19 protein-coding genes are annotated in these 19869 nt (G+C 60.0%); 6 read left to right on the forward strand and 13 right to left on the reverse strand.

The genetic code is table 11. The features are described 5' to 3' along the window. Nucleotides 1-120 precede the first annotated feature (120 nt). On the reverse strand, nt 121-3831 hold the full coding sequence (locus VLY20_02710; GenBank protein HUK55548.1) for an EAL domain-containing protein: 3711 nt from the start codon (nt 3829-3831) through the stop codon (nt 121-123). A 641-nt stretch (nt 3832-4472) separates the two neighbouring features. Between VLY20_02710 and VLY20_02715 the strand changes: the two genes are divergently transcribed. Genes VLY20_02715 through VLY20_02730 form a run of 4 tightly spaced genes read left to right on the forward strand, consistent with a single transcriptional unit; the run spans nt 4473 to nt 6994 of the window. Continuing rightward, nucleotides 4473-4850: a hypothetical protein gene (locus VLY20_02715; GenBank protein HUK55549.1), complete on the forward strand. Its 378-nt coding sequence runs from the start codon at nt 4473-4475 to the stop codon at nt 4848-4850. Further along, nucleotides 4834-5244 (forward strand): GNAT family N-acetyltransferase, encoded by a 411-nt coding sequence (locus VLY20_02720; GenBank protein ID HUK55550.1) that lies wholly within the window; start codon nt 4834-4836, stop codon nt 5242-5244. Before VLY20_02715 ends, VLY20_02720 begins: the two co-directional genes overlap by 17 nt. Beyond that, on the forward strand, nt 5241-6374 hold the full coding sequence (locus VLY20_02725; protein HUK55551.1) for a M20/M25/M40 family metallo-hydrolase: 1134 nt from the start codon (nt 5241-5243) through the stop codon (nt 6372-6374). Before VLY20_02720 ends, VLY20_02725 begins: the two co-directional genes overlap by 4 nt. 17 nt (nt 6375-6391) lie before the next feature. Beyond that, nucleotides 6392-6994 carry a flavin reductase family protein gene (locus VLY20_02730; GenBank protein ID HUK55552.1) on the forward strand — a complete coding sequence of 201 codons (603 nt, stop codon included), beginning with the start codon at nt 6392-6394 and terminating at the stop codon, nt 6992-6994. An 8-nt stretch (nt 6995-7002) separates the two neighbouring features. Here VLY20_02730 and VLY20_02735 read toward each other — a convergent pair whose 3' ends face one another. The 5 genes from VLY20_02735 to VLY20_02755 all read right to left on the reverse strand — a co-directional run bounded on the left by VLY20_02735 (nt 7003) and on the right by VLY20_02755 (nt 9790). Further along, nucleotides 7003-7545 carry an NUDIX hydrolase gene (locus tag VLY20_02735; GenBank protein ID HUK55553.1) on the reverse strand — a complete coding sequence of 181 codons (543 nt, stop codon included), beginning with the start codon at nt 7543-7545 and terminating at the stop codon, nt 7003-7005. An 8-nt stretch (nt 7546-7553) separates the two neighbouring features. Continuing rightward, nucleotides 7554-7793, reverse strand: a complete 240-nt coding sequence (locus VLY20_02740) for a glutaredoxin domain-containing protein (GenBank protein ID HUK55554.1) — start codon at nt 7791-7793, stop codon at nt 7554-7556. 68 nt (nt 7794-7861) lie between these two features. After that, nucleotides 7862-8533, reverse strand: a complete 672-nt coding sequence (locus VLY20_02745; GenBank protein ID HUK55555.1) for a hypothetical protein — start codon at nt 8531-8533, stop codon at nt 7862-7864. 20 nt (nt 8534-8553) lie between these two features. Further along, nucleotides 8554-9132 carry an orotate phosphoribosyltransferase gene (gene pyrE / locus VLY20_02750; GenBank protein HUK55556.1) on the reverse strand — a complete coding sequence of 193 codons (579 nt, stop codon included), beginning with the start codon at nt 9130-9132 and terminating at the stop codon, nt 8554-8556. Nucleotides 9133-9199: 67 nt separating this feature from the next. Continuing rightward, the gene (locus VLY20_02755) at nt 9200-9790 is read right to left on the reverse strand and encodes a DNA-3-methyladenine glycosylase I (GenBank protein HUK55557.1); all 591 of its coding nucleotides are present in this window, start codon (nt 9788-9790) and stop codon (nt 9200-9202) included. Between the two features lie 205 nt (nt 9791-9995). Here VLY20_02755 and VLY20_02760 point away from each other — a divergent pair, with 205 nt between their 5' ends. Next, the gene (locus tag VLY20_02760; GenBank protein HUK55558.1) at nt 9996-11288 is read left to right on the forward strand and encodes a prolyl oligopeptidase family serine peptidase; all 1293 of its coding nucleotides are present in this window, start codon (nt 9996-9998) and stop codon (nt 11286-11288) included. 117 nt (nt 11289-11405) lie between these two features. Then, nucleotides 11406-11837, forward strand: coding sequence for a polymer-forming cytoskeletal protein (locus VLY20_02765; GenBank protein ID HUK55559.1), 432 nt, complete (start codon nt 11406-11408; stop codon nt 11835-11837). Between the two features lie 6 nt (nt 11838-11843). On the opposite strand, the gene VLY20_02770 is transcribed toward VLY20_02765, so the two are convergent. The 7 genes from VLY20_02770 to VLY20_02800 all read right to left on the reverse strand — a co-directional run bounded on the left by VLY20_02770 (nt 11844) and on the right by VLY20_02800 (nt 19867). Further along, nucleotides 11844-12728, reverse strand: coding sequence for a diguanylate cyclase (locus VLY20_02770; protein HUK55560.1), 885 nt, complete (start codon nt 12726-12728; stop codon nt 11844-11846). A gap of 66 nt (nt 12729-12794) precedes the next feature. Further along, nucleotides 12795-13763, reverse strand: a complete 969-nt coding sequence (locus tag VLY20_02775) for a VIT1/CCC1 transporter family protein (GenBank protein ID HUK55561.1) — start codon at nt 13761-13763, stop codon at nt 12795-12797. 25 nt (nt 13764-13788) lie between these two features. Beyond that, nucleotides 13789-14460 (reverse strand): ATP-binding protein, encoded by a 672-nt coding sequence (locus VLY20_02780; protein HUK55562.1) that lies wholly within the window; start codon nt 14458-14460, stop codon nt 13789-13791. Between the two features lie 263 nt (nt 14461-14723). Then, nucleotides 14724-15233 carry an NADH-quinone oxidoreductase subunit B family protein gene (locus tag VLY20_02785; GenBank protein HUK55563.1) on the reverse strand — a complete coding sequence of 170 codons (510 nt, stop codon included), beginning with the start codon at nt 15231-15233 and terminating at the stop codon, nt 14724-14726. Nucleotides 15234-15260: 27 nt separating this feature from the next. Beyond that, nucleotides 15261-16850, reverse strand: coding sequence for an NADH-quinone oxidoreductase subunit C (locus VLY20_02790; protein HUK55564.1), 1590 nt, complete (start codon nt 16848-16850; stop codon nt 15261-15263). A gap of 3 nt (nt 16851-16853) precedes the next feature. Beyond that, nucleotides 16854-18386, reverse strand: coding sequence for a proton-conducting transporter membrane subunit (locus VLY20_02795; GenBank protein ID HUK55565.1), 1533 nt, complete (start codon nt 18384-18386; stop codon nt 16854-16856). Continuing rightward, entirely contained in the window at nt 18383-19867 is a 1485-nt protein-coding gene (locus VLY20_02800) for a hydrogenase 4 subunit F (GenBank protein ID HUK55566.1), read from the reverse strand. Before VLY20_02800 ends, VLY20_02795 begins: the two co-directional genes overlap by 4 nt. Nucleotides 19868-19869: the final 2 nt, after the last annotated feature.

The following is a 19869-nucleotide window of genomic DNA, read 5'->3' on the forward strand; positions in this document are numbered from 1 at the left end:
CGCCATCCGTCGAAGGTAAGGCTTGATGTAGGCGAACAGTCGCAGAAGGTTTTTCATGGGATGCCTGCGACTATTATCTTATCGGCGGGATCGCTTTGTCAATGGATGGGGCTAAGGAATCTATTTTGTTGAGTGGGATCGGGCCTTCTTCAATCCCCAGGGCGAATCGGTCAGCCAGCGGGCCAATTCCTCGGCCGGAATCGGTCGGCTCATGTAATACCCCTGGGCCGCGTCGCAGCCCATCTCCACCAACCGCTCCAGGACCTCCCGGCTTTCCACGCCTTCGGCCACGACCTTCAGACCGAGGTTGTGCGCCAGATCGATCGTCGACCGCACGATCACCGCGTCGTCCGCGTTCGCGGCCATGCCCAGGACGAACGACTTGTCCACCTTGACCTCGTCGACCGGCAGTTTCTTCAGATAACCCAGGGAGGAATAGCCGGCGCCGAAGTCGTCGATCGAAAAACGGATGTTCTTCGACCGCAGCCGCGTGAGGATCTCCATGGCGCGCGCCGGATCGGCCATGATCGCGCTCTCGGTGATTTCCAGTTCCAACCCGGCCGGCAGGGCCCCGGAGCTTTGAAGAAGGCCTGTGATCTGGTCCGGCAGCTGCGGATCCTGAAGGCTTCGGGCCGAAAGATTGACCGCGACCGAGAGATCGATCCCGCTCCGGCGCCACGCGCGCCATTGGCCGAGCGCGTTTTCCAGGACCCACAACGTGAGCTGCTTGATAAAGCCGGTGTGCTCCGCGAGGGTGATAAACTCGTCCGGAGGAATCAGGCCGCGTTCCGGATGGCGCCAGCGGATCAAGGCCTCGACGCCGGTGGTCTGCCGGGTCTTCAGATCGATCTTCGGCTGATAATAGAGGACGAATTCCCGGCGCTCGACGGCATGGCGCATTTCGGCCATCAAGGCCAAGCGGCTCGGGCTGTGCCGGTCGTGTTCCGAGACGTAGACGGCAAAACCGCTCGAGGACTGCTTCGCCGAGTACATGGCCACGTCCGCGCGCCGCATCAGCCTGTCGACGTCATCCCCGTGTTCCGGGAACAGGGCGATGCCGATGCTGGCCCCGACTTCGAGAAAGAACCCTTCCACGACGAAGGGCCGGTCCAGCGCCTCCAGGATTTTCTGGGCGGCCACGGTGGCGCCGTCGATGTCCGTCGCCGGCAGCAGCACCGCAAACTCATCCCCGCCCAGCCGTGCGACCGTGTCGGACTCCCGAAGCACGCTCAGGACGCGCGGCCCCACCTGTTTCAAGAGAAGGTCCCCGTGATGATGTCCCAGGGCGTCGTTGACGTCCTTGAAATGGTCCAGGTCCATGAGCAGCAGCGCCAGCGGCCGGCCCTCCCGATCGGCGGAATGAATCGCCTGCCGCAGGCGGTCCAAAACCAGCGTGCGGTTGGGCAGATCGGTCAAGGTGTCGTGCAGCGCCTGGTACTCCAGCGCGGCGGCCTGCGTTTTGCGCTCGGTGATGTCGCGGACGATCGTCAGCACTTCGTTCGTCCCGCTCACCACGATCCGGGCCTCGTAGTCCCGCCGGCCGCCTTTGACCAGAAGCGGGTATTCAAAGACCTGCGTCTCGCCGGTTTCGAGCGCCTGCCGCGTATAATGCATGAACGGCTCGGCGACATCGGGCGGCAGCACTTCCCGAACCTCCTTGCCTAAAAATTGATTGGGAGGGACAAAGGGCTCCAGGCCCTTGGCGGGAATGAAATCCAAGTAAACTCCCTCCCGGTTGATCCGGAACATCATGTCCGGCATCGCGTTCAGGAGGGCGCGGTTCTGAGCTTCGCTCTTGCGCAACGCTTCTTCGGCCTTCCGGCGCTCCGTGATGTCTTGGACCGTACCGATCATCCGAATCGGCTTGCCGGCCTGATCAAAAGTCACTTCGGCCTGTTCATGAACAATGCGCTCCGCGCCGCTCGGCAAGACGATGCGGTGATCGATGCTGTAAGGTCGTTTCTTCCACAAGGCTTCATCAACCGACTTTGTGACAAACTCTCGATCCCCGGGATGAACCGTATTTAAGAAGGCCTCATACGTGGCGCCGAATTCCTGGGGAGACAAGCCGAAGATGCGATTAATTTCATCCGACCATTGCAATTCATTGGTTTGAATATTCCAGTCCCAGTTGCCCAGATGGGCGATGCGTTGCGCATCCGAAAGGCCTTTCTGGCTTTGGAACAGCGCCTCCTCCGCCTGTCGGCGATCGGTAACATCGCGAAAGCTCCAGACCCGTCCGACGCTTTTTCCTCCGATCCAATGAGGCTGGGAATAGCGCTCGAAGATCCTCCCGTCCTTGAATTCGAGCAGATCGAAGCTCTCCGAATCCGGTTGATCGTACAATGACCGCACTTTTTTAAGAAAGGCGTCGGGATCCTTCAACTGATCCAGAACAAACGACAGCGGCTGCTTATGATCGCCCGCCGCCACCACGGATTCCGGAATCCGCCACAGCTTTAGAAACTTTTGATTAAAACTGACGATCCGGCCTTCATGGTCGACGACATATATCCCGTCGGCCGTCGATTCCAGCGTCGCCCGGAGCAAGGACACGGATTTCTCCAGTTCGGCCACGGCCTGCACTCGTTCGGAAATGTCTCTTGCAAAAGCGCAATTATACTCCTTTCCTTCGAATTCCAGATAATTCGCGTTGATTTCGACGGGGAAAATCCTTCCCGACTTTGTACGATGCCGGGTTTCCAAGGTGATGGAGCCGCGGCGTTTGAGTTCGCTCCACACCGGGGACCAGTTCTCGCGGGGAAAATCGGGATCAATATCGAAAACGGACATGGTGAGGAGCTCTTCCCTTGTATAGCCGAGAAAGCGGCTCGCCAACTCGTTGACGTTGAAAATGCGCGCGTCCGGTGTCAGCCAATAGATGGCGTCGCCGGCGCGGTCGATCGAAAACTGGGAAAACTTCAAGCGATCTTCCACGCGCTTCCGATCGGTGATGTCGCGGGCCACGCCGAAAAACCCGACCACTTTCCCCGTTTCACCGACCTGGGGCACGACCTTGTCTTCCACCCACCGGTATTCCCCCGTCTCCTTGTGGCGGAGGCGATACTCCCGTATGCCGGTCGACCGATCCTCCAGGATTTTCCGCGTCGATTCCGTCACGGTCGGAACATCTTCCGGGTGGAGGATTCGGAACCAGAGCCCCTCGTCTTCGATAAACTCTTCCGGCCGATATCCGACGATATCCTCGGTCCGGGGGCTCATAAATTGGATCGTGCTCACCAAGGGATCTTCCTTGATGCCGACCGAGTAAATAATTTCCTCGATGTTGGTCAGGATTTTCCGAAGCTCTTCTTCGCTCTTCCTGAGTTCCTCCTCCGCTCTTATCCTTTCGGTCGTGTCGTGCACGGTGGCGATCACGCCGATGACCTCCCCCTGGTCGTTTCGGAACGGACCGTATCGGGCCGAAGTCCATCCCGTCCCGCCCGTTTTCTTGATGAAGACGGGGATATCCATGTACGCAAAGGTCTCGCCGGTCAACGCCTTTTCGACGCAGGCCTCGATGCCTTCCGCGATCTTTTTTTCGATCAGAAGCTTGCCGTCTTGTTCCAGGTAAAGGGACGGTAAATCCCTCGGACGTTTCCCCAAGACCGCCTCCGCCCGCAAACCGGTCAGTTCCTCCATATAGGGGTTCCAGACAAGGTATCGGAGCTGACGGTCATACAAGATGATGCCTTCCCGAACATTCTCTATAATTTGCGTGTTGAACTGCTCGGATTCCCGGAAGCGCTTATCGATCGCGTTCGGAGCGGATTTGACGCGCGGGGTCCGCGCACGGGGAGCATCGGACGGCTTTCTGGTTTTTTTGGACATGAGGTGGGCTCTTTTTATATAGCCGGGTCTTACGTGTCTACGGACCTCGTCCATCGTGACGATATAGGAGTCGGCCTTTTAGCCCTCGCCATGATTTAAGTATATCTTTGGATGCGCAGGCTGTCAATCGGACTCCGCCCGCGCCGGGGGCCGCAACTGCCGGTGAAACTTGACCAAAACCATCATTGACATGGCGCATGGCTTATTCTATAGTGGCCGGAGAATCGATATACCCGAAAGGGAGTCGGATCCTACGCCGACCCGGGCGGGATGACGGAAAATGGGGTCCGCCTTACGGCGCGGCGCAACGGTCGTAGGCTTTCGCCGCTGCTGCATTGATATCGGGACCCCGGAAGAATGGAACTCAATGGAACTTGGGGTGGAATGCGAAGAGGTTGGTCTACGAAGGATGGATGGGACAAGAAAGCCGAACGCGATCAGTCATCACTCATGCTGGTGACCACACCGGCCGTCACGAGCACGACGACCGCGACAATGAGAAGCAACCAAAGCGGAAGATACGACATCGTTGCACCCCCTTTAAATGATTTTTCAGTATGATGAACTTTTAGCCCCTATATGTCAAGGGGTAACTTTTCGGACGGCTTGACGGATCGATCGAATCGGGGAGAAAATGATCCATGTTCGAACTGTCGCTGGTTGCGGTGATCGTGACGGCCGTCTTGGCCGTCCGATGGATCATGAACATCGGCTTCTCGGCCTCCACGTGGACGGAGTTGGGCTTGCTGGTCCTGGCGGCCGGAATCATCGAGGGCATACCCGCCGGGCTTTATTATCACGTCGTCCTGTACCGGCTGCTCCATCCACGGGGCCAGCTTCCGTCCGGATGGTGGATTTCCCCCGTCCAGTACCACGTTTATCTGACCGCGGAGGAGACCCGGAGGGTGCGTCGGTGGTTTTTTCTGGGCGGTTTCGGCTTCCTTCTTTGCATCCTGGGAGGGATCCTGGCCCTCTCCGGAATGGCGTTTGGAGAAACGATTCATGGCCATATTGATTAGGGAAGGACAGGATGTCGATGTAAAACAGCTTCAGGCCCTGTATCATCACGCCCCGTGGGCGAAGGGCCGCGATCCTGACGGCATCAAGCGGATGCTGGAGAACACGGATTATGTTTTTTCGGCCTGGGACGGCCCGCGGCTGATCGGGTTCGCGCGGGTTATGACCGACCGCATCTATCGCGCGACGCTCTGGGATGTGGTCGTTCATCCCGACGTTCAAGGCCGTGGCGTGGGGGAAACTTTGATGAAGACGATTTTATCCCATCCCGTCCTGTCCCGGGTCCAGAAATTCTGGTTGAACACGCGGGACAAGCAGGCCTTCTACGAGCGTTTCGGCTTTGTCCGAAGCGATCAGGGAATGGTCCGGGACAATCCCGAAGGGGGCGCCTCATGATTCGAGCGGAACGGATGTCCGCCGCCTTCCTCGAGTTGGTTCGGATCGACAGCCTTTCCCGCGAAGAAGGGAAGATCGCGGAGCGCCTGGTCCGTGAACTGAAAGCGCTGGGAAGCGAGGTTTACGTCGACGACGCCGGGTCCAAGGTCGGCGGAGAGACCGGAAACATCATCGCCCGTTTTCCGGGCGGCCGGACCGGAGAACCGGTTCTGTTGTCGGCTCATATGGACACGGTCGTCCCGGGCCGCGGGATCAAACCGATTCGCGAGCCGGACCGGATCCGGACCGACGGCACGACGATCCTGGGCGCGGACGACAAATCCGGAATCGCGATCATTTTGGAAGTCCTCACGGTCTTGAACGAACGGGAAATTCCCCACCCGCCGGTCGAAGTGGTCTTTACGATCTGCGAAGAGGCCGGCCTGATCGGGGCCAAGCATTTGGATATCCGATCGCTCCGGTCGCGCCATGGACTGGTCCTGGACAGTTGTCCGGCCGACTCGCTCTTCACGCGCGGGCCGGCGGCGGATAAACTCGAATTCACGGTGCACGGTCACGCGGCGCACGCCGGGGTCTGCCCGGAGGAAGGGCTCAACGCGATCCGGATCGCGGCCGAGGCGATCGCCCGGATGCGGCTGGGCCGGATCGATGCCGAAACGACCGCGAACCTCGGCCTGATCGAAGGCGGTAGCGCGGTGAACATCGTTCCGGACCGGGTCGTGATCCGCGGCGAGGCCCGAAGCCACGACGAAGCCAAGCTCGCCGCCCAGTCGTCGCACATGGCGGAATGTTTTGAGACCGCCGCCCGCGCGCACCGCCTGATGAAGGACGGCCGGGAAATTCAGGCCCGGGTGGAGGGAAAGATCGAGCGGGATTATCCGCGCATGACCCTCGGCGATGACGCGCCGGTCGTCCAATGGATCAAGGCGGCCGCGGCAACGCTGGGCGTCTCGATCGCCTGCCGGAAAACCGGCGGCGGATGCGACGCGAACGTCTTCAACGGACACGGGCTGAACGTGGCCAATCTCGGAACCGGCATGCGCGAGATCCATACCGTCAAGGAGCATCTGCTCCTCCGGGAGTTCGAACAGACGGCCCGCGTGGTGCTGGAAATGCTCCGCGCGGTGTGAGATAATACGAAACCCGTATGGAAATCGATCCGCAGCAGCTCAATCCCTCACAGGCCTACGACCTGATGATCAGCATCATCGTCCCGCGGCCGATCGCGTTCATTTCGACCCTGAACACCGAAGGACTCCCGAACGCCGCCCCGTTCTCGTTCTTCAACGGGGTCTCGACCGATCCTCCGATGGTGGCGATTTCGATCGCGCGGCGCGGCCAGGAAAAAAAAGGGACGCTGCGAAACATCGAGGACTCGGGGGAATTCGTGGTGAACGCGGTGGACGAGAATCTGGCGGAGGGAATGAACCGGGCCGCGGGAAACTATCCCCGGAGCACGAACAAGTTCGAGGTCGCCGGACTCACGGCGAAGCCCAGCGTCAAGGTCAAGCCCCCGCGAATCGGCGAGTCCCCGATCAGCCTGGAATGCCGGCTCGTGCAGGTCATGCCGCTTCCGGAATCAAAAGACGCCCTGGTCATCGGTCGGGTCGTTTACATTCATCTGAATGACGCGCTTTGGCGTGACGGCAGCGTCGACCCGGCGCGTCTTCGCGCCATCGGCCGCTTGGGCCAGTCCAACTATTGCCGCGTCCGGGATACGTTCCGCCTCGACCGTCCGCAGACGGGGTGACCTCTTTTTCAAGCCTTCCTGACACGGTGCTGATACCACAGCGCCGCCAGCATCGACTTGCTGTCCACGATCTGTCCGGTCACGGCCAGGCGGTAAAATTCATCAAAGGGCATCCTCACCCGTTCGATAAACTCGCCGTCGTCGGGAAGGAGGGACGAATCCTTCGCCAGCTCCGTCCCCAGATAGATCTCGATGTTGCCGGTCGAAAACCCGACCGAGTGGTAATACCGGAAGAGCCATTCCATTTTCGCCGGCCGAACGCCGGTCTCCTCCTCGCACTCCCGCCGTCCCGTCTCTTCCCTGGATTCGCCGGGGTTGATGATCCCGGCCGGGATCTCGAGGATCACCTGCCCGATCGCCTGCCGGTACTGCCGGACGAGATGGACCGTTCCGTCGGCCTCGATCGGAAGCACCCCGACCGCGTCCGGCGGCCGGACGATCTCCCGCACCGCCTCCCGTCCGTCGGGCAGCCGGACGATCCGCTCCTCGGCCCGGACGTATTTCCCGTGATACACGGTTTTTGAGCGGAGCAACGTTTCCTCAAGAGACATCGGACACCCTACTTTAACCCGCCGCTTCGGACCAGATCATAAAGCTCGTCGTCCTGGCCGATGTATTTTCCATCGATGAAAATCTGCGGGACGGTCCACTCTCCGGTCTTTTCGACCAGATCTTCCCGGACCTCGGGCGTCTCCGAGATGTCGATCTCTTCGTAGGCGATCCCTTCCTGGTCGAGCAAGCGCTTGGCCCGGACACAGGATCCGCAAAATCGTGTCGTGTAAATCTGTACGGTCGGCACTTTAAAAACTCCTTCTTTTAAGAACCCATCGATCCCTTTTCTATTCTAACACAAACCAAGCGGCGGCGTCAGAATCGGCCGAAGCTCCCTCCGGCCAGAGGCTCCTCAAGGGGGATCCGGGAGAGAACCTCGTCGGGCAGAAAATCAAACGGACCGGGATAGGGACGTCCGGCCTGGTGGAAGGCCTCTTCCGTCAGTTGGTTGAGTCCCGCGACCGAACGGTTGATGTCCCGCGCATGATGAGGAGGACGATACAGGAGAAGATCGTATCCCGCAATGAGGTTGAAAGCCGGATAGACGCCGTTCTGAAAGGCGACCGCCGCCACCTCCGACCATTCCCCGCCGAGCCTCCCGCCGAAGCTCTCGAACTGCATCCCTTTGACGACGGCGATGATCGGGAGAATTCCAAGCCGGGGCCGTGATCCGACGCCCTCTTCGTCGCCCGCCGGCCCCATTGGAATGAATCCGGTGCGTGAAAACATCTCGACCAGCCGGCCGGGAGAGTTTTTGAGTCCCCATTCCCGGTATTCTTTGAAAGATAGAACGCGATCGGACGGGATGATTTCCTGTTCGAGTTGCAGCCGCAGCGCGGCGCGGACCTTCGCAGGATCTTCAAACGGCCGACGGAAATCACGACCTTCCCGCTGGATGCCGTAAAGGGCCGTCAGGACGATCGCGAGCGGAACCGCATGCGGGGCCTTGGGCCCTTTTTTGGTCTTTTTGCGTATTTTTTGGACCATGGATAACTCGGGGACCCGCTCTATTCCTTCAGCAGATCCTCGACCGTAAAGAGGCTCTCGACGGCATAGCCCAGGGCTTCCAGGTGCTGACGCCCGCCCTCCTTTCGATCGACCAGCGCGATGACCTTCATGACGGTGCAGCCGGCCTCTTTTAGGATATGGATCGTCCGCTCGGTGGCCCGACCGCCGGTGAGGACATCGTCCACCACCACGACGCGGGCGTTCTCGGGAAGATGGCCCTCGATGTACGCCATGGGGCCGTCCGGCCGGCCGAAGGGCTTGGGCTCCTTGCGGATGATGAAGGCCGGGATCGGATGCGGCTCCCCGTAGCTCAAAATCGAAACGGACGTGGCGATCGGATCGGCCCCCAGCGTCATCCCTCCGATCGCGTCCGCCTCCAGATTCGAAATCGCGTCCAGGATCAGCTGTCCGACCAAGAAAGCGCCTTCGAAATCGAGCGTGACCTTTTTGCAGTCGATGTAGAAATGGCTCTTTCTTCCGGAGGAAAGCGTGAAGATCGGTTCGGTGTTGTAAACGAAGGAATCGCGGAGCTTCGTCAATAGACGCTGGCGAAAGTTGGCCCGTTCATGTTTGTCCATAATTTTTATAGTATAGGAGCCGGGGTGAAAATGCAAACGGCGGCGACGCACCGGGCCGGAAGACCCTCTAGAAGATCTCCGGATGCCGGAAGCAGCGGAGGGTGTGATCGTTGACCATGCCGACGGCCTGCATGAACGCGTAGCAGATGGTCGATCCGACGAAACGAAATCCGCGACGCTTCAAATCCCGGCTCATCGCGTCCGAGGCTTGCGTCCGGGAAGCAACCGCGCTCGGCGATCGGCGCTTGTTCCGGACGGGTTCGCCCCCGACGAAGGACCAAATATAGGCGTCGAAACTCCCGAACCCGTCGCGGATCGCCAAAAGGGCTTTCGCATTGCCGACGGCGGAATCGATCTTCAAGCGGTTCCGCACGATGCCGGGGTCCGACAACAGCGCCCGCATCTTTTTTCGATCATAGCGCGCGATTTTTTCGGGATCGAATCCGTCGAACACCCGGCGATAATGATCCCGCTTTTTTAAGATGGTCGACCAGCTCAACCCGGCCTGGGCGCCTTCCAGAATCAGAAACTCGAAAAGACGACGATCGTCATGAAGGGGAACGCCCCATTCCCGATCGTGGTATTCGATCATCAAGGGATCCTTCCCCGCCCATTCGCATCGGATCTTGGTCCCGTTATTCTTCGCCCAACGATCCATCTTGGGAACGCCTCCCGCCGCGCTCTTCAGGCTTTCTTCCGTTTAGCCACATTACAAAACCCGCCGGCCGAAGTCAACCGAAGGAGCCCGGGCGCCGGGATTTGGCATTCCCACCGCCGCGATCGCTTTTTTGACTTTTCGAGCGCCGCGACGTAAGATGACGACGGGGCGGGAAACCGGCACACTCGGAGGCTTAACGGTGGGCATGCGTCGATGGAAAACTTTAGGAATGGTCCTGTTCCTATCGATATCGACGATGTTCAACGCCTGCCGAACCGCTCCGGGTTATCACGAGTCCGAACCCTCTCCCGAACTCCTCCAACGCCTGTCGGCGTTCCTCCAAGCCGATGACACGGAAGCGGAGCGACTCTTGCCGGCCCTTTCCAAGCGGCCCGTCGCCGAACTGGAAGCGGCGCTCCATCATGTTCTGGAGGCCTCCTTTCAAAAATCCGTCCCCACCGGCATGCAGCCCGGCCGGACCCTAAGCGTGGACGGCCGATCGATGCGCTACGGACTTTACGTCCCGTCCGCTTACGACCCCACCCGGCCGTATCCGCTGATCCTCTGCCTGCACGGGGCCGGGTTCGACGGGGACGCCTACCTGGACCGATGGCGGCCCCGTCTGGGCGAAGACTATGTCCTGGCCTGCCCCACCATGGAGGAAGCCGACTGGTGGACCCGTGGGGGAGAGGCCCTCGTTCTCGCGGTGTTATCCGAGGTCACGCGAACGTATCATGTGGACCCCGACCGGATTTATCTCACGGGCATGTCCAACGGAGGCATCGGAACCTTCCTGATCGGGCTGAACCATCCGGACCGCTTCGCCGCGCTGGTCCCGATGGCCGGCGCATTTCCGGCGGCGTTGTTCCCCTTGCTCGACAACGCCAAAAACACGCCCCTCTACATCATCCACGGCTCGAAGGACCAGGTGATGCCGGTCCAGTACAGCCGGGACGTGGCGTCGTATCTGAAGCGAAACGGCTATCCCGTCACCTATCGGGAGCACGACCGCGTTCATCCCATGGCCGGCGGACATTATTTTCCCAAAGAAGAGCTTCCGGATCTCCTGACCTGGCTCAAAAACCAGCGCCGGACCCCGGAACCGAAGGAACTGACGGTCGTCCGGGACCGCGACCATGCCGGACGTGATTTTTGGGTCCGGATCGATGAGATCGACCCCAAAGCGGGTTCCTTCTGGAGTTCGGAACATGATCCGGAGGAGGGACGACGGCTCCAACAGGGCGCCTATGCCCGGCTCAAGGCCCGGGTTTCCGGGAATACGATCTTCGTGACAACGGAGCATGTAACCCGGTACCGTTTGCTGCTTCCCCCTCATTTTGTGGACCCGAGTAAACCTGTGGCGGTCTTCACGAACGGCCGGATCAGTTTCGAGCAACTTTTGCGTCCGGACTCCCGTTCACTATTGGAAGAGGCGCGACGCCGACCCGATCCCCGTCAGCTTGTTTTCTCAACGATCGACATCCAAGTCCCGCCTTGACCAATGAAATCGGCGAGATAGTCGGCGGTTCCCGGCCCGAGCGCGGTTTTGACAATTCCGGGGCGTGGGCTATACTTGAACATAGCTTGTTACGCATCATGATAAGGAGGGTCTGCGATGTTTGGAAACGGCAACGGGACCGGCACTCAGAAAGATTCGGAGGAAATGACGATTTACATGGGCAAGAATATCGAGTTCAAAGGGACGCTCAGCTTTGAGGGAACCGGCCGGATCGACGGGAAGGTGGAAGGGAAGATTTTAGCCAAAGGGGTGCTGTTGTTGGGGGAAGGAGCGGCCGTTTCATCCGAAATCGAAGGGGATACCGTGATCGTCGGAGGAAACGTGGAAGGCAAAATTACGGGCCGTCAAAGAGTACAACTCCTCAAGAGCGCCGTCGTGAACGCCGAGATCGTCGCGCCCGCTTTTTCCATCGAGGAAGGTTGCCGGTTCAACGGGACCTGCCGGATGCCGGGGGGCGCCGATGCCGCTTCGATCATCCGTCGATCCGAACAAGAAGAGAAATTTTCGCCCGTCATGGCGGCGAGATAACCCGCGTCAGCGCTCCCGTCTTTTGCGTTCGCCCGCTCCGCTTGTCACCGCCTCTTCCTTGACCGCATATCGAATCCCGTTCTTCCCCTTGGTCTTTACGGAATACATCAGGATGTCGGTCTGGTCCAGAATATCGTTGACGTTGACCGGGCTTTTTACAAAGGTCATCACGCCGATGCTCAGGGTGACGGGCCATTCATTCTTTTGAAATGTTTCAAGGAGGGCGTCCCGCACCCGTCGGAGCACGATCGTGGCCGCCTCGGCGCCGGTCTCGGGTAAGAGAACGGCAAACTCATCCCCCCCCAATCGGGCCACGGCGTCGGTGGATCGGGTGCTCCGAATGATGGTCTGCACCACGGTTCGAAGAAGATCGTCCCCGGTGCGGTGGCCGCGGCAGTCGTTGACGGTCTTGAAATTGTCAATATCCATGTAGGCCACGGTAAAGGGACGGTTGTAGCGCTCGGCCCGGCGGCGCTCCGCTTCCAAGATCTCATGAAAATATCGACCGTTGGCCGCATTCGTCAGATCATCGATCCGGGCGAGTTGCTTCTCACGCTCCAAGGTTTCCCGCACCCGGGAGACCAGAAACGTCACCACAAGGAATATCATCAGCCTCGTCGCGGCGTTCCAGTATTGTATCACCGTATAGGAGTAGAGATGCGGACCGACCGTATCCGCGGCCAGCCAGGCGACCGTGCCGAAACACGAGGTCACGATTCCCGATCTTCGCCCCGCGTACCAGGCCACCGCCAATACGGGCAGGATGTAAAAAACGGTAAGGGAGATTTCCGTCCCCGTGGTATAGTCGATCACGCCCACCAAAAGGATGGTCGACACGCCCAGGGTCGTCACAAAGGTTTTGGACTTGCGGCTGAGGAATCTTTCGAGCATAGGTATGAATTATAGTATACCAGATGGCGGACGGCCATGATCACGCGAAGGCGGCGGACTCGGGTTTTACACCGCGATGCCAAAAAGGGTCCGTACGATCATCCCGATCCCGTAGGTGATTCCAACGGCGGCCGCGATGATGACCAGATTCATCAGGATGCGTTTTCGGATATTCATGCCGGACAGGAACGCGAGGAGCATCGAGACCAGAATGACCGTAACGCCCCCGGTGAAGATCGAAATCAGGGCGGTCTTCGCACCGAACAGGACAGGAAGGATCGGAACGGCCGCGCCGACGAAATAACCCGCACCGACGATGAGGGCCGAGGAGAACGCGGGTTCTTCCGTCCCGGACGGCCCCGCGTCCTCGCCGAGGAACCGTTTCCGGCCCCGTTCCGTTCTCCGCATCTCGTTCTCGGAACTGGCCGCGACATAGGCCCCCGCCGCCATGGACAACGAACCGGCCGCGGCGGTGGTCAGCCCGGCGATCAGCACCAGCGACGCCGCTCCCAGGGCCGCGAAGAACCCGCTCACCGCCCCGAGAATCTCGACCAGCCCGTCGTTGAATCCGAGGAAGATGTTGCGGATGCGCTCCGGGTTGATCTTCCGCTCCGCCATCCGGCCGACGATCTCGTCCTCGTGCTTGAATTCGTCCTCCAGAATTCCTTTCACCGCGACGCCCAGCGGCCCGTCCTTGTATCTTTCCCAAATTGAAAGATACTTGCGGACGCCGTACACCTCGATCGCTTCGAGAACCAGGTGGACCGCGGTCGCGCCGAACAACCGGCAGGTCAGGACGATCAGCCCGAGTCTGAACCGGCGCGGGAAATCGAGGCCGGACACCGTCGTATCGAAAAAGCGCTGCCAGAAGGCGAAGTGCTGGGTTTCGATCGAGATCAACTCGTCCAGCATCGTCTGTAAATCGGGGCCCGAAATCCCGCGCAGCGATTTGTAAAGCGTCAGGTCGAACAACTCATCCAGAATCAGGGCTCGGGCCAGGCGGGGATCATGGGACGACGGATTGTTTTTATTCATGCCCGTACTCTTCACTCGATTCCTTTTATGCCTCTTGCGGCCGAAGGTCGGCAAAAACAAACCCGTCGCGTTCGACGACCTCGCCGACGCGAATCCCGATCGGGGTTCGAAACATCGGCCCGTCCACGGCAAAGGTGTGAAACTCGCCGTACTCGCCGCAGGGGTCGATCGATTCCGGAAGCTCGTCCAGGAACGCCGATCCGAATTCCCGTCCCGCGAAACGGGCCGGAAGTTTTTTCGGATCGACGCAGGTGACGTAGGCGCGCAGGCCTTCCAAGATCATCTGCCGGGCCAGGCGGTCGGTCGGAATTTCCCAAAGCGGGAAAAGCGGCGTGATGCCGGTCTCCTTCAATTTTTCCTCCCGGTAGGCCCGGATGTCCTGAAGGAAGAGGTCTCCGAAGGCCATGCAGCGTATTCCTCTTCCGCGCGATGCGTCGACAAACGCCTTCATCACCGATTCGTACTGGAGATTGCTGCAGGGATGGGGAATGTTCAAAGTCTCAAGCGGAAGCCCGACCGCCTCCGCCTGGCGTTCGAGCAGCTCCAGACGAACCGCATGCATCGCCACGCGCCGGAACTCGGCATTAACCGTCGTGAACAATCCGACCACTTCGATGTCGTTCCGCTGCCGGAGCAGATGCAGCGTCCAGGCGCTGTCCTTCCCGCTGCTCCAGCTCAGCAGGGTTTTCTTACGCATGCCATCCCCCGTCAATCAGAAAACCATGAAATTGAATCTTCCCTTCTGTATATTCCCATACACTTATATTTGTCAACAGCGAGATTAGCCGATGGCCGGTAGAGGCTCCCCGATGTGGATGCCTTAAATAATCGGAGGGATTCGGGCCGACACAGGGGCTTCACTCTTAAACTTCCGCATTTTCTTCTTCATAGGATTGGTAGATCCTCTTTTCCTTCCGACTCGCATCTCTCGCGGTCAGTTTATTGAGAGGGGAAAACCCGTTACGATTGACGACCCTGAACCTTCCGCAGCGCATCGAGGATTTCGGACGGGCGCGGCGGGCAGCCCGAAATCTTGACGTCCACCGGAATGTGCCGCTCGACCGGACCGGTCACGGCATAACTCCCCTTGAACATCCCGCAATCGCAGGCGCAGTCGCCCAGCGCGATCACCAATTTCGGATCCGGCGTCGCGGCATGAACGTCTTTCAGAGCTTTCTCCATATTCGCCGTGACGGGACCGGTGACCACGAGCGCGTCCGCATGGCGGGGAGAGGCCGCGATATGGATGCCGAACCGTTCCGCGTCGTAAACGGGGTTCATCAGCGCGTTCATCTCCATCTCGCAGCCGTTGCAGGAGCCGGTGTCCACCTCCCGAATCGTGAGCGACCGGCCGAACGCCGAGGCCTTCCGGCGAACCGCATCCGAGACGTCCGGCCCGGGTTGGGTCGGCGCCGGGTACCGTCCGGTCACCTTCCCGGTCTTCAAGCTTTTCCGGATGATCCTGAACACGGTTGGTCCTCCTCTCGCCCTTTCGTTTTATAAATCGTTTCCGGCATAGGAAAGATCAAAACTTTTATTGATCAGCGGAAAATCCGGGATAATATTCCCCAGCACGGCAAACTGAATCGCCGGCCAGATCACAAACGAAGGGTCCCGCACCTTGCATCGGTGGATCTTCCCCTCCTCGCCGGCCATCACGAAATAAAGAATCTCGCCCCGCCATCCTTCCACGGCCGAGAGGGCCCAGTCGCCGGGACGCGGCGCCGGCGGCATCGCAGCGGAAGTCGGCCCGGCCGGCAGGTTCTCAAGCGCCTGCCGAATCAAAGCGATCGTCTCTTGCACCTCGTCGATTCGCACCCGCAGACGGGCCCGGACATCGCCGTAACGGTAAATCGGAACCTTGAAGGCAAGGCGGCCGTAGGCCGCGAAGGGCCGGTCCCGTCGGACGTCCCGGTCGATGCCCGCGGCGCGGCCGACCAGACCCATCACGCCGTGATCCCTTGCGGTGCGCTCTTTGAGGATCCCCGTCGTCTCCAGGCGGTCGGTGAGCGATGCGTTATGAAAGAGTATCCGTGACAGGTCGGAAAAATCCTCCTGAATCTCTTCCACCGCGTGTTCGATCCTCTTTGCGCCGTCGCCCGATAGGTCCACGGCGGTCCCCCCGATGACGTTCACCCCGCGCAGAAAGCGGCTGCCGGTGAGACGATCGTTGAGCTGCATGATCCGCTCCTTCATCCGGCCGCAGTGGGCCAGGGCCAGCGCATAGGCCGCGTCGTTGCAGATCGCGCCGACGTCGCCGATATGATTGTGCAGCCGCTCCAGCTCAAGGAAAAGGGTCCGGAGATACTCCGCCCGCGCAGGGACCTGAACTCCAGAAAGCGCCTCAACCGCCTGACAGTAACAGAGGCCGTGCCCGAACGACGTGTCGCCCGAAACCCGCTCCGAAAGCGCAACGCCTTCCGACCACATGAGGTTCTCGAAAAGTTTTTCAACGCCCCGATGTTTCCAAAAGTGCCGGACCTCCAACTGCATGATCGGCTCGCCGGCCACCGAAAACCGGAAATGCCCCGGCTCGATGATCCCGGCATGAATCGGCCCGACCGGCACTTCAAACACGCCCTCCCCTTCGATCTGCCGGAAACGGTATTCTCCCACTTGACGACCCATGACATGATTCCAGGGAAAATCTTTTTTTAAGGGGTGCGTTCCTTTCGGCCAATGCTCGTGCCGGACCAGACGCCGGAGATCCGGATGCCCTTCCGCGATCAGGCCGAACATGTCCCGGATTTCCCGTTCGTACCACTTCGCCGCGTGAATGCGGGGCGTGATCGAGGGGAACAGACGGTCTTCTCCGGAAAGCTCCGTCTGAAGAATCAGCCACGGCCCCCCGTCCAATGCAAACAGGTAATAGATGCGGTACGCGGCCTGCCGGGGTCTCAAATCCACGGCCCATTGCAAAGAAAGCGTGCCCCGCAAATCGGGGGCGCCGTGAATGTGGAAGGCGATCGCCGGAATGTCCTGTTTGGCCGCCGTCAGAACCGGGATCTCACGGCTATGGTCCACTCCAATAATCTTGGATCCAAAAGATTTTGTTATGGATTCGATCGCTTCATCCCGCTTCATCATGGATCACTCCGTTGAAATTGTCGCCACGGCCAGGCTCATCAGCCGTTTCAGAGGCTCCGGCATCAGAAACCCCAGAATCAGCAGCGCCCCGATGTTGAGGACGAGGGACAGATGCCCCCACCCCCAAGTTTCTCCCGTCCCGATTCCGGAAGGCGGATCTCCCCAGACCATCTTCATCACGCGAAACATAAGCCCTCCGAACACGACCACCGCGACGATCATGAAAAAGAAGACCAGTCCCAGATCCCGAACCTCATCGGCAACGGTGATCGTCAAAAAATGTCCGATATGAATCGTGTCGGCGCCGTAGGCCTGCGTCGCCAGGGCAGCCGCGACCGAGAACTCGCTCACAAACATCGATAGCGGCGGCATCCCCACCAGCGCCAGCGACGCCGCAAGGAGGGCCGCGGCCGTCAGCGGCTGGACCTTGAAGACGCCCCGCACCGAGGCGATCTCGCGGGTTTCGAACCGGATGAAAAGACGGCCGGCCGCGAAAAAGGCCAGGGACTTGGCGAGAGCGTGGTTTAAAAGATGGAAGAGGCCGCCGAACGTGCCGAGAAACCCGCCCGCGCCGAACCCGACCATCGCGATGCCCATGTGCTCGATGCTCGAATACGCGAACAAGCGCTTGTAATCCCGCTGCACCAGCATGAACAGCGCGGCCGTGACGAAAGAAAGAAATCCGAGCGCCAACAGAAAATTACCCGCATACCCCGGCGAGACCGTCGCGTCCACCACCATCTTGCACCGAAGAACGGCGTAGACCGCCACCGTTTCCAGAACACCCGCCAGCATGGCGACCACCGGGGCCGGCGCCTCGCTATAGGCCTCCGGAACCCAGGTGTGCATCGGGACCAGGCCGACTTTGGTGCCGTAGCCCACGAGGATGAACACGAAGGCCAGCTTCACCGCATGCGGGTCCAGCTGCGCCGCAACCCGCATCAGCTCGGTGATGTTCAACGTGGCATGGCCCTCCCCCAAGGCCCGGACGGAGGACATGTACATCAGCACCGTTCCAAACAGCGCGAGGGCGATCCCCACCGAGCATAGAATGAGATACTTCCATCCGGCTTCGAGCGAGGTCTTTCGTTTGAAAAAGTTGATCAGGAACGTCGTCGCCAGGGTCGTTCCCTCGATCGCCACCCAAAGAATCCCGAGACTGTTGGCCAGGACGGCCAGATTCATGGCAAACACGAACAGGTGAAACAGAAAGAAGTATCGGCTCATCCGGGCCGGGGTCACGATCCCTTCCTTCCGGTAGTGCTCGAAATACGTCCGGGTATACAGGGCGGATGAAAACCCGATGACGGTGATCACGAAGAGAATGAAGCCCGAGAGCGCGTCGACCGCCATCAAGCCGTTAAAAAGCGTGAAATTCCCCTCGCGGAGGACCCGCCGGATGAGCACGGCCTCGGCCCCGATCAGGATCAGCATCACCGTCAGGTTGATGCCGTGCAAAATCCGGGGGCGCCGGGCGCCGAGACTGGCGAATCCGGCGGCCAGCGGGGCGATCAAAAGAAGCGCGACCGCGCTCATGGGATCTCCGCCACGGCATGGAAAATGTGCGACATCGGAATGAAGAGCGCCCGGAGAAATCCCGGCATATGCATTCCGATATAACCCATCGCCACGAGATGGGCCGCGAGCGCGGCGGCGGTCAAACGGCCGCCGCCCGGCGTCATTGGACGACCCGTCTCCTTCGGTTCACCGAGGACCATCCGAAAGACCTGATACACGAGTGCGGCAAATGCCACGGCGAGAAGACCCAGGAAGAGATACGCGACCCACGGTCGTTCGTCATAAGCGCCGGCGGCGATCAGAAACTCGCTGATGAACAGGCCGAACGGCGGCATCCCGGCCAGCGCCAGCGCGGCCAGAAGCATCGCTCCGCCGACCAGCGGCATCTGCCGTAAAAGACCGGTGACGCCCTCGATGTTCTTGTGTCCATATCGAAGCAGCACACGGCCGGCGGCGTAAAATGCCGTGGACTTGGCCAGCGCATGATTGATCATGTGAAACAAACCTCCGAAAACGCCGGCCGCCCCTCCGACCCCGAAACCCACCAGGACGATCCCGACGTGCTCGATGCTGGAATAGGCGAAGAACCGCTTGTAATCGCGCTGGATCAGCATGAAGGTCGCGGCGATCGTCATGGACAACAGTCCCAACCCCACCATGATGGATCCCGCGAATTCCGACCCGACGGCCGGGTCGACAATGGTTTTGAGCCGGAGCACGGCGTAGAGCCCCAGGTTGAGCATGAGACCGGACAAGACGGCGCTGATCGGCGTGGGCGCCTCGGCGTGCGCATCCGGCAGCCAGGCATGCATGGGCGCAATTCCGGCCTTGGTGCCGTATCCGATCACGATAAAAATGAAGGCCAGCTCCAGCGCGGTCGGGTTCAGGTCCGATGCGACGCGGTGCAACGCGCTCCACTGCAGAGCCTCCATTCGGACCCCCAGAACATGTTCCGAGGCATAATAGACCAGGACGGTGCCGAACAGGGCCAGCGCGATTCCGACGAAACTGAGGATGATGTATTTCCAGCCCGCCTCCAACGCCGTTTTGGTTCTCTCGAAGTTGATCAGGAGAGCGGCCGAGAGGGTCGAACCCTCGATAGCGATCCACATCAGGGCGATATTATCGAGATTGACCGCGAGCACCATCGCGAACAAAAACAGATCGAAATAGACAAAGAAGCGCCGGTAGCGCAGAAACTCCACCTCCCCGCGCGAGAGTTTTTCTCCCATGTAGCCGACGGCATAGAACAGCGCCGTTCCTCCCACGAAGGCGAGCATGAGATCCATAAATGCGCTCAGGGCATCGGCGCGCAGAAGGGATCCGAACGACACATCGTCACCCGCAGCGACGCCGGCGACGACCGCGGCCATGGCGGCCCACAACACCACGGCATGACCCAGTTGAAGCCGCTCCATGGACCTCCGACTTTTCGTGGCCAAGCTCAACAGAGCGGAGAACAACGGGGCGGCGATCATCCCGATCAGGGCCGGATCCATGA

Source organism: Nitrospiria bacterium, assembly GCA_035517655.1.
Taxonomy (GTDB): domain Bacteria; phylum Nitrospirota; class Nitrospiria; order JACQBZ01; family JACQBZ01; genus JACQBZ01.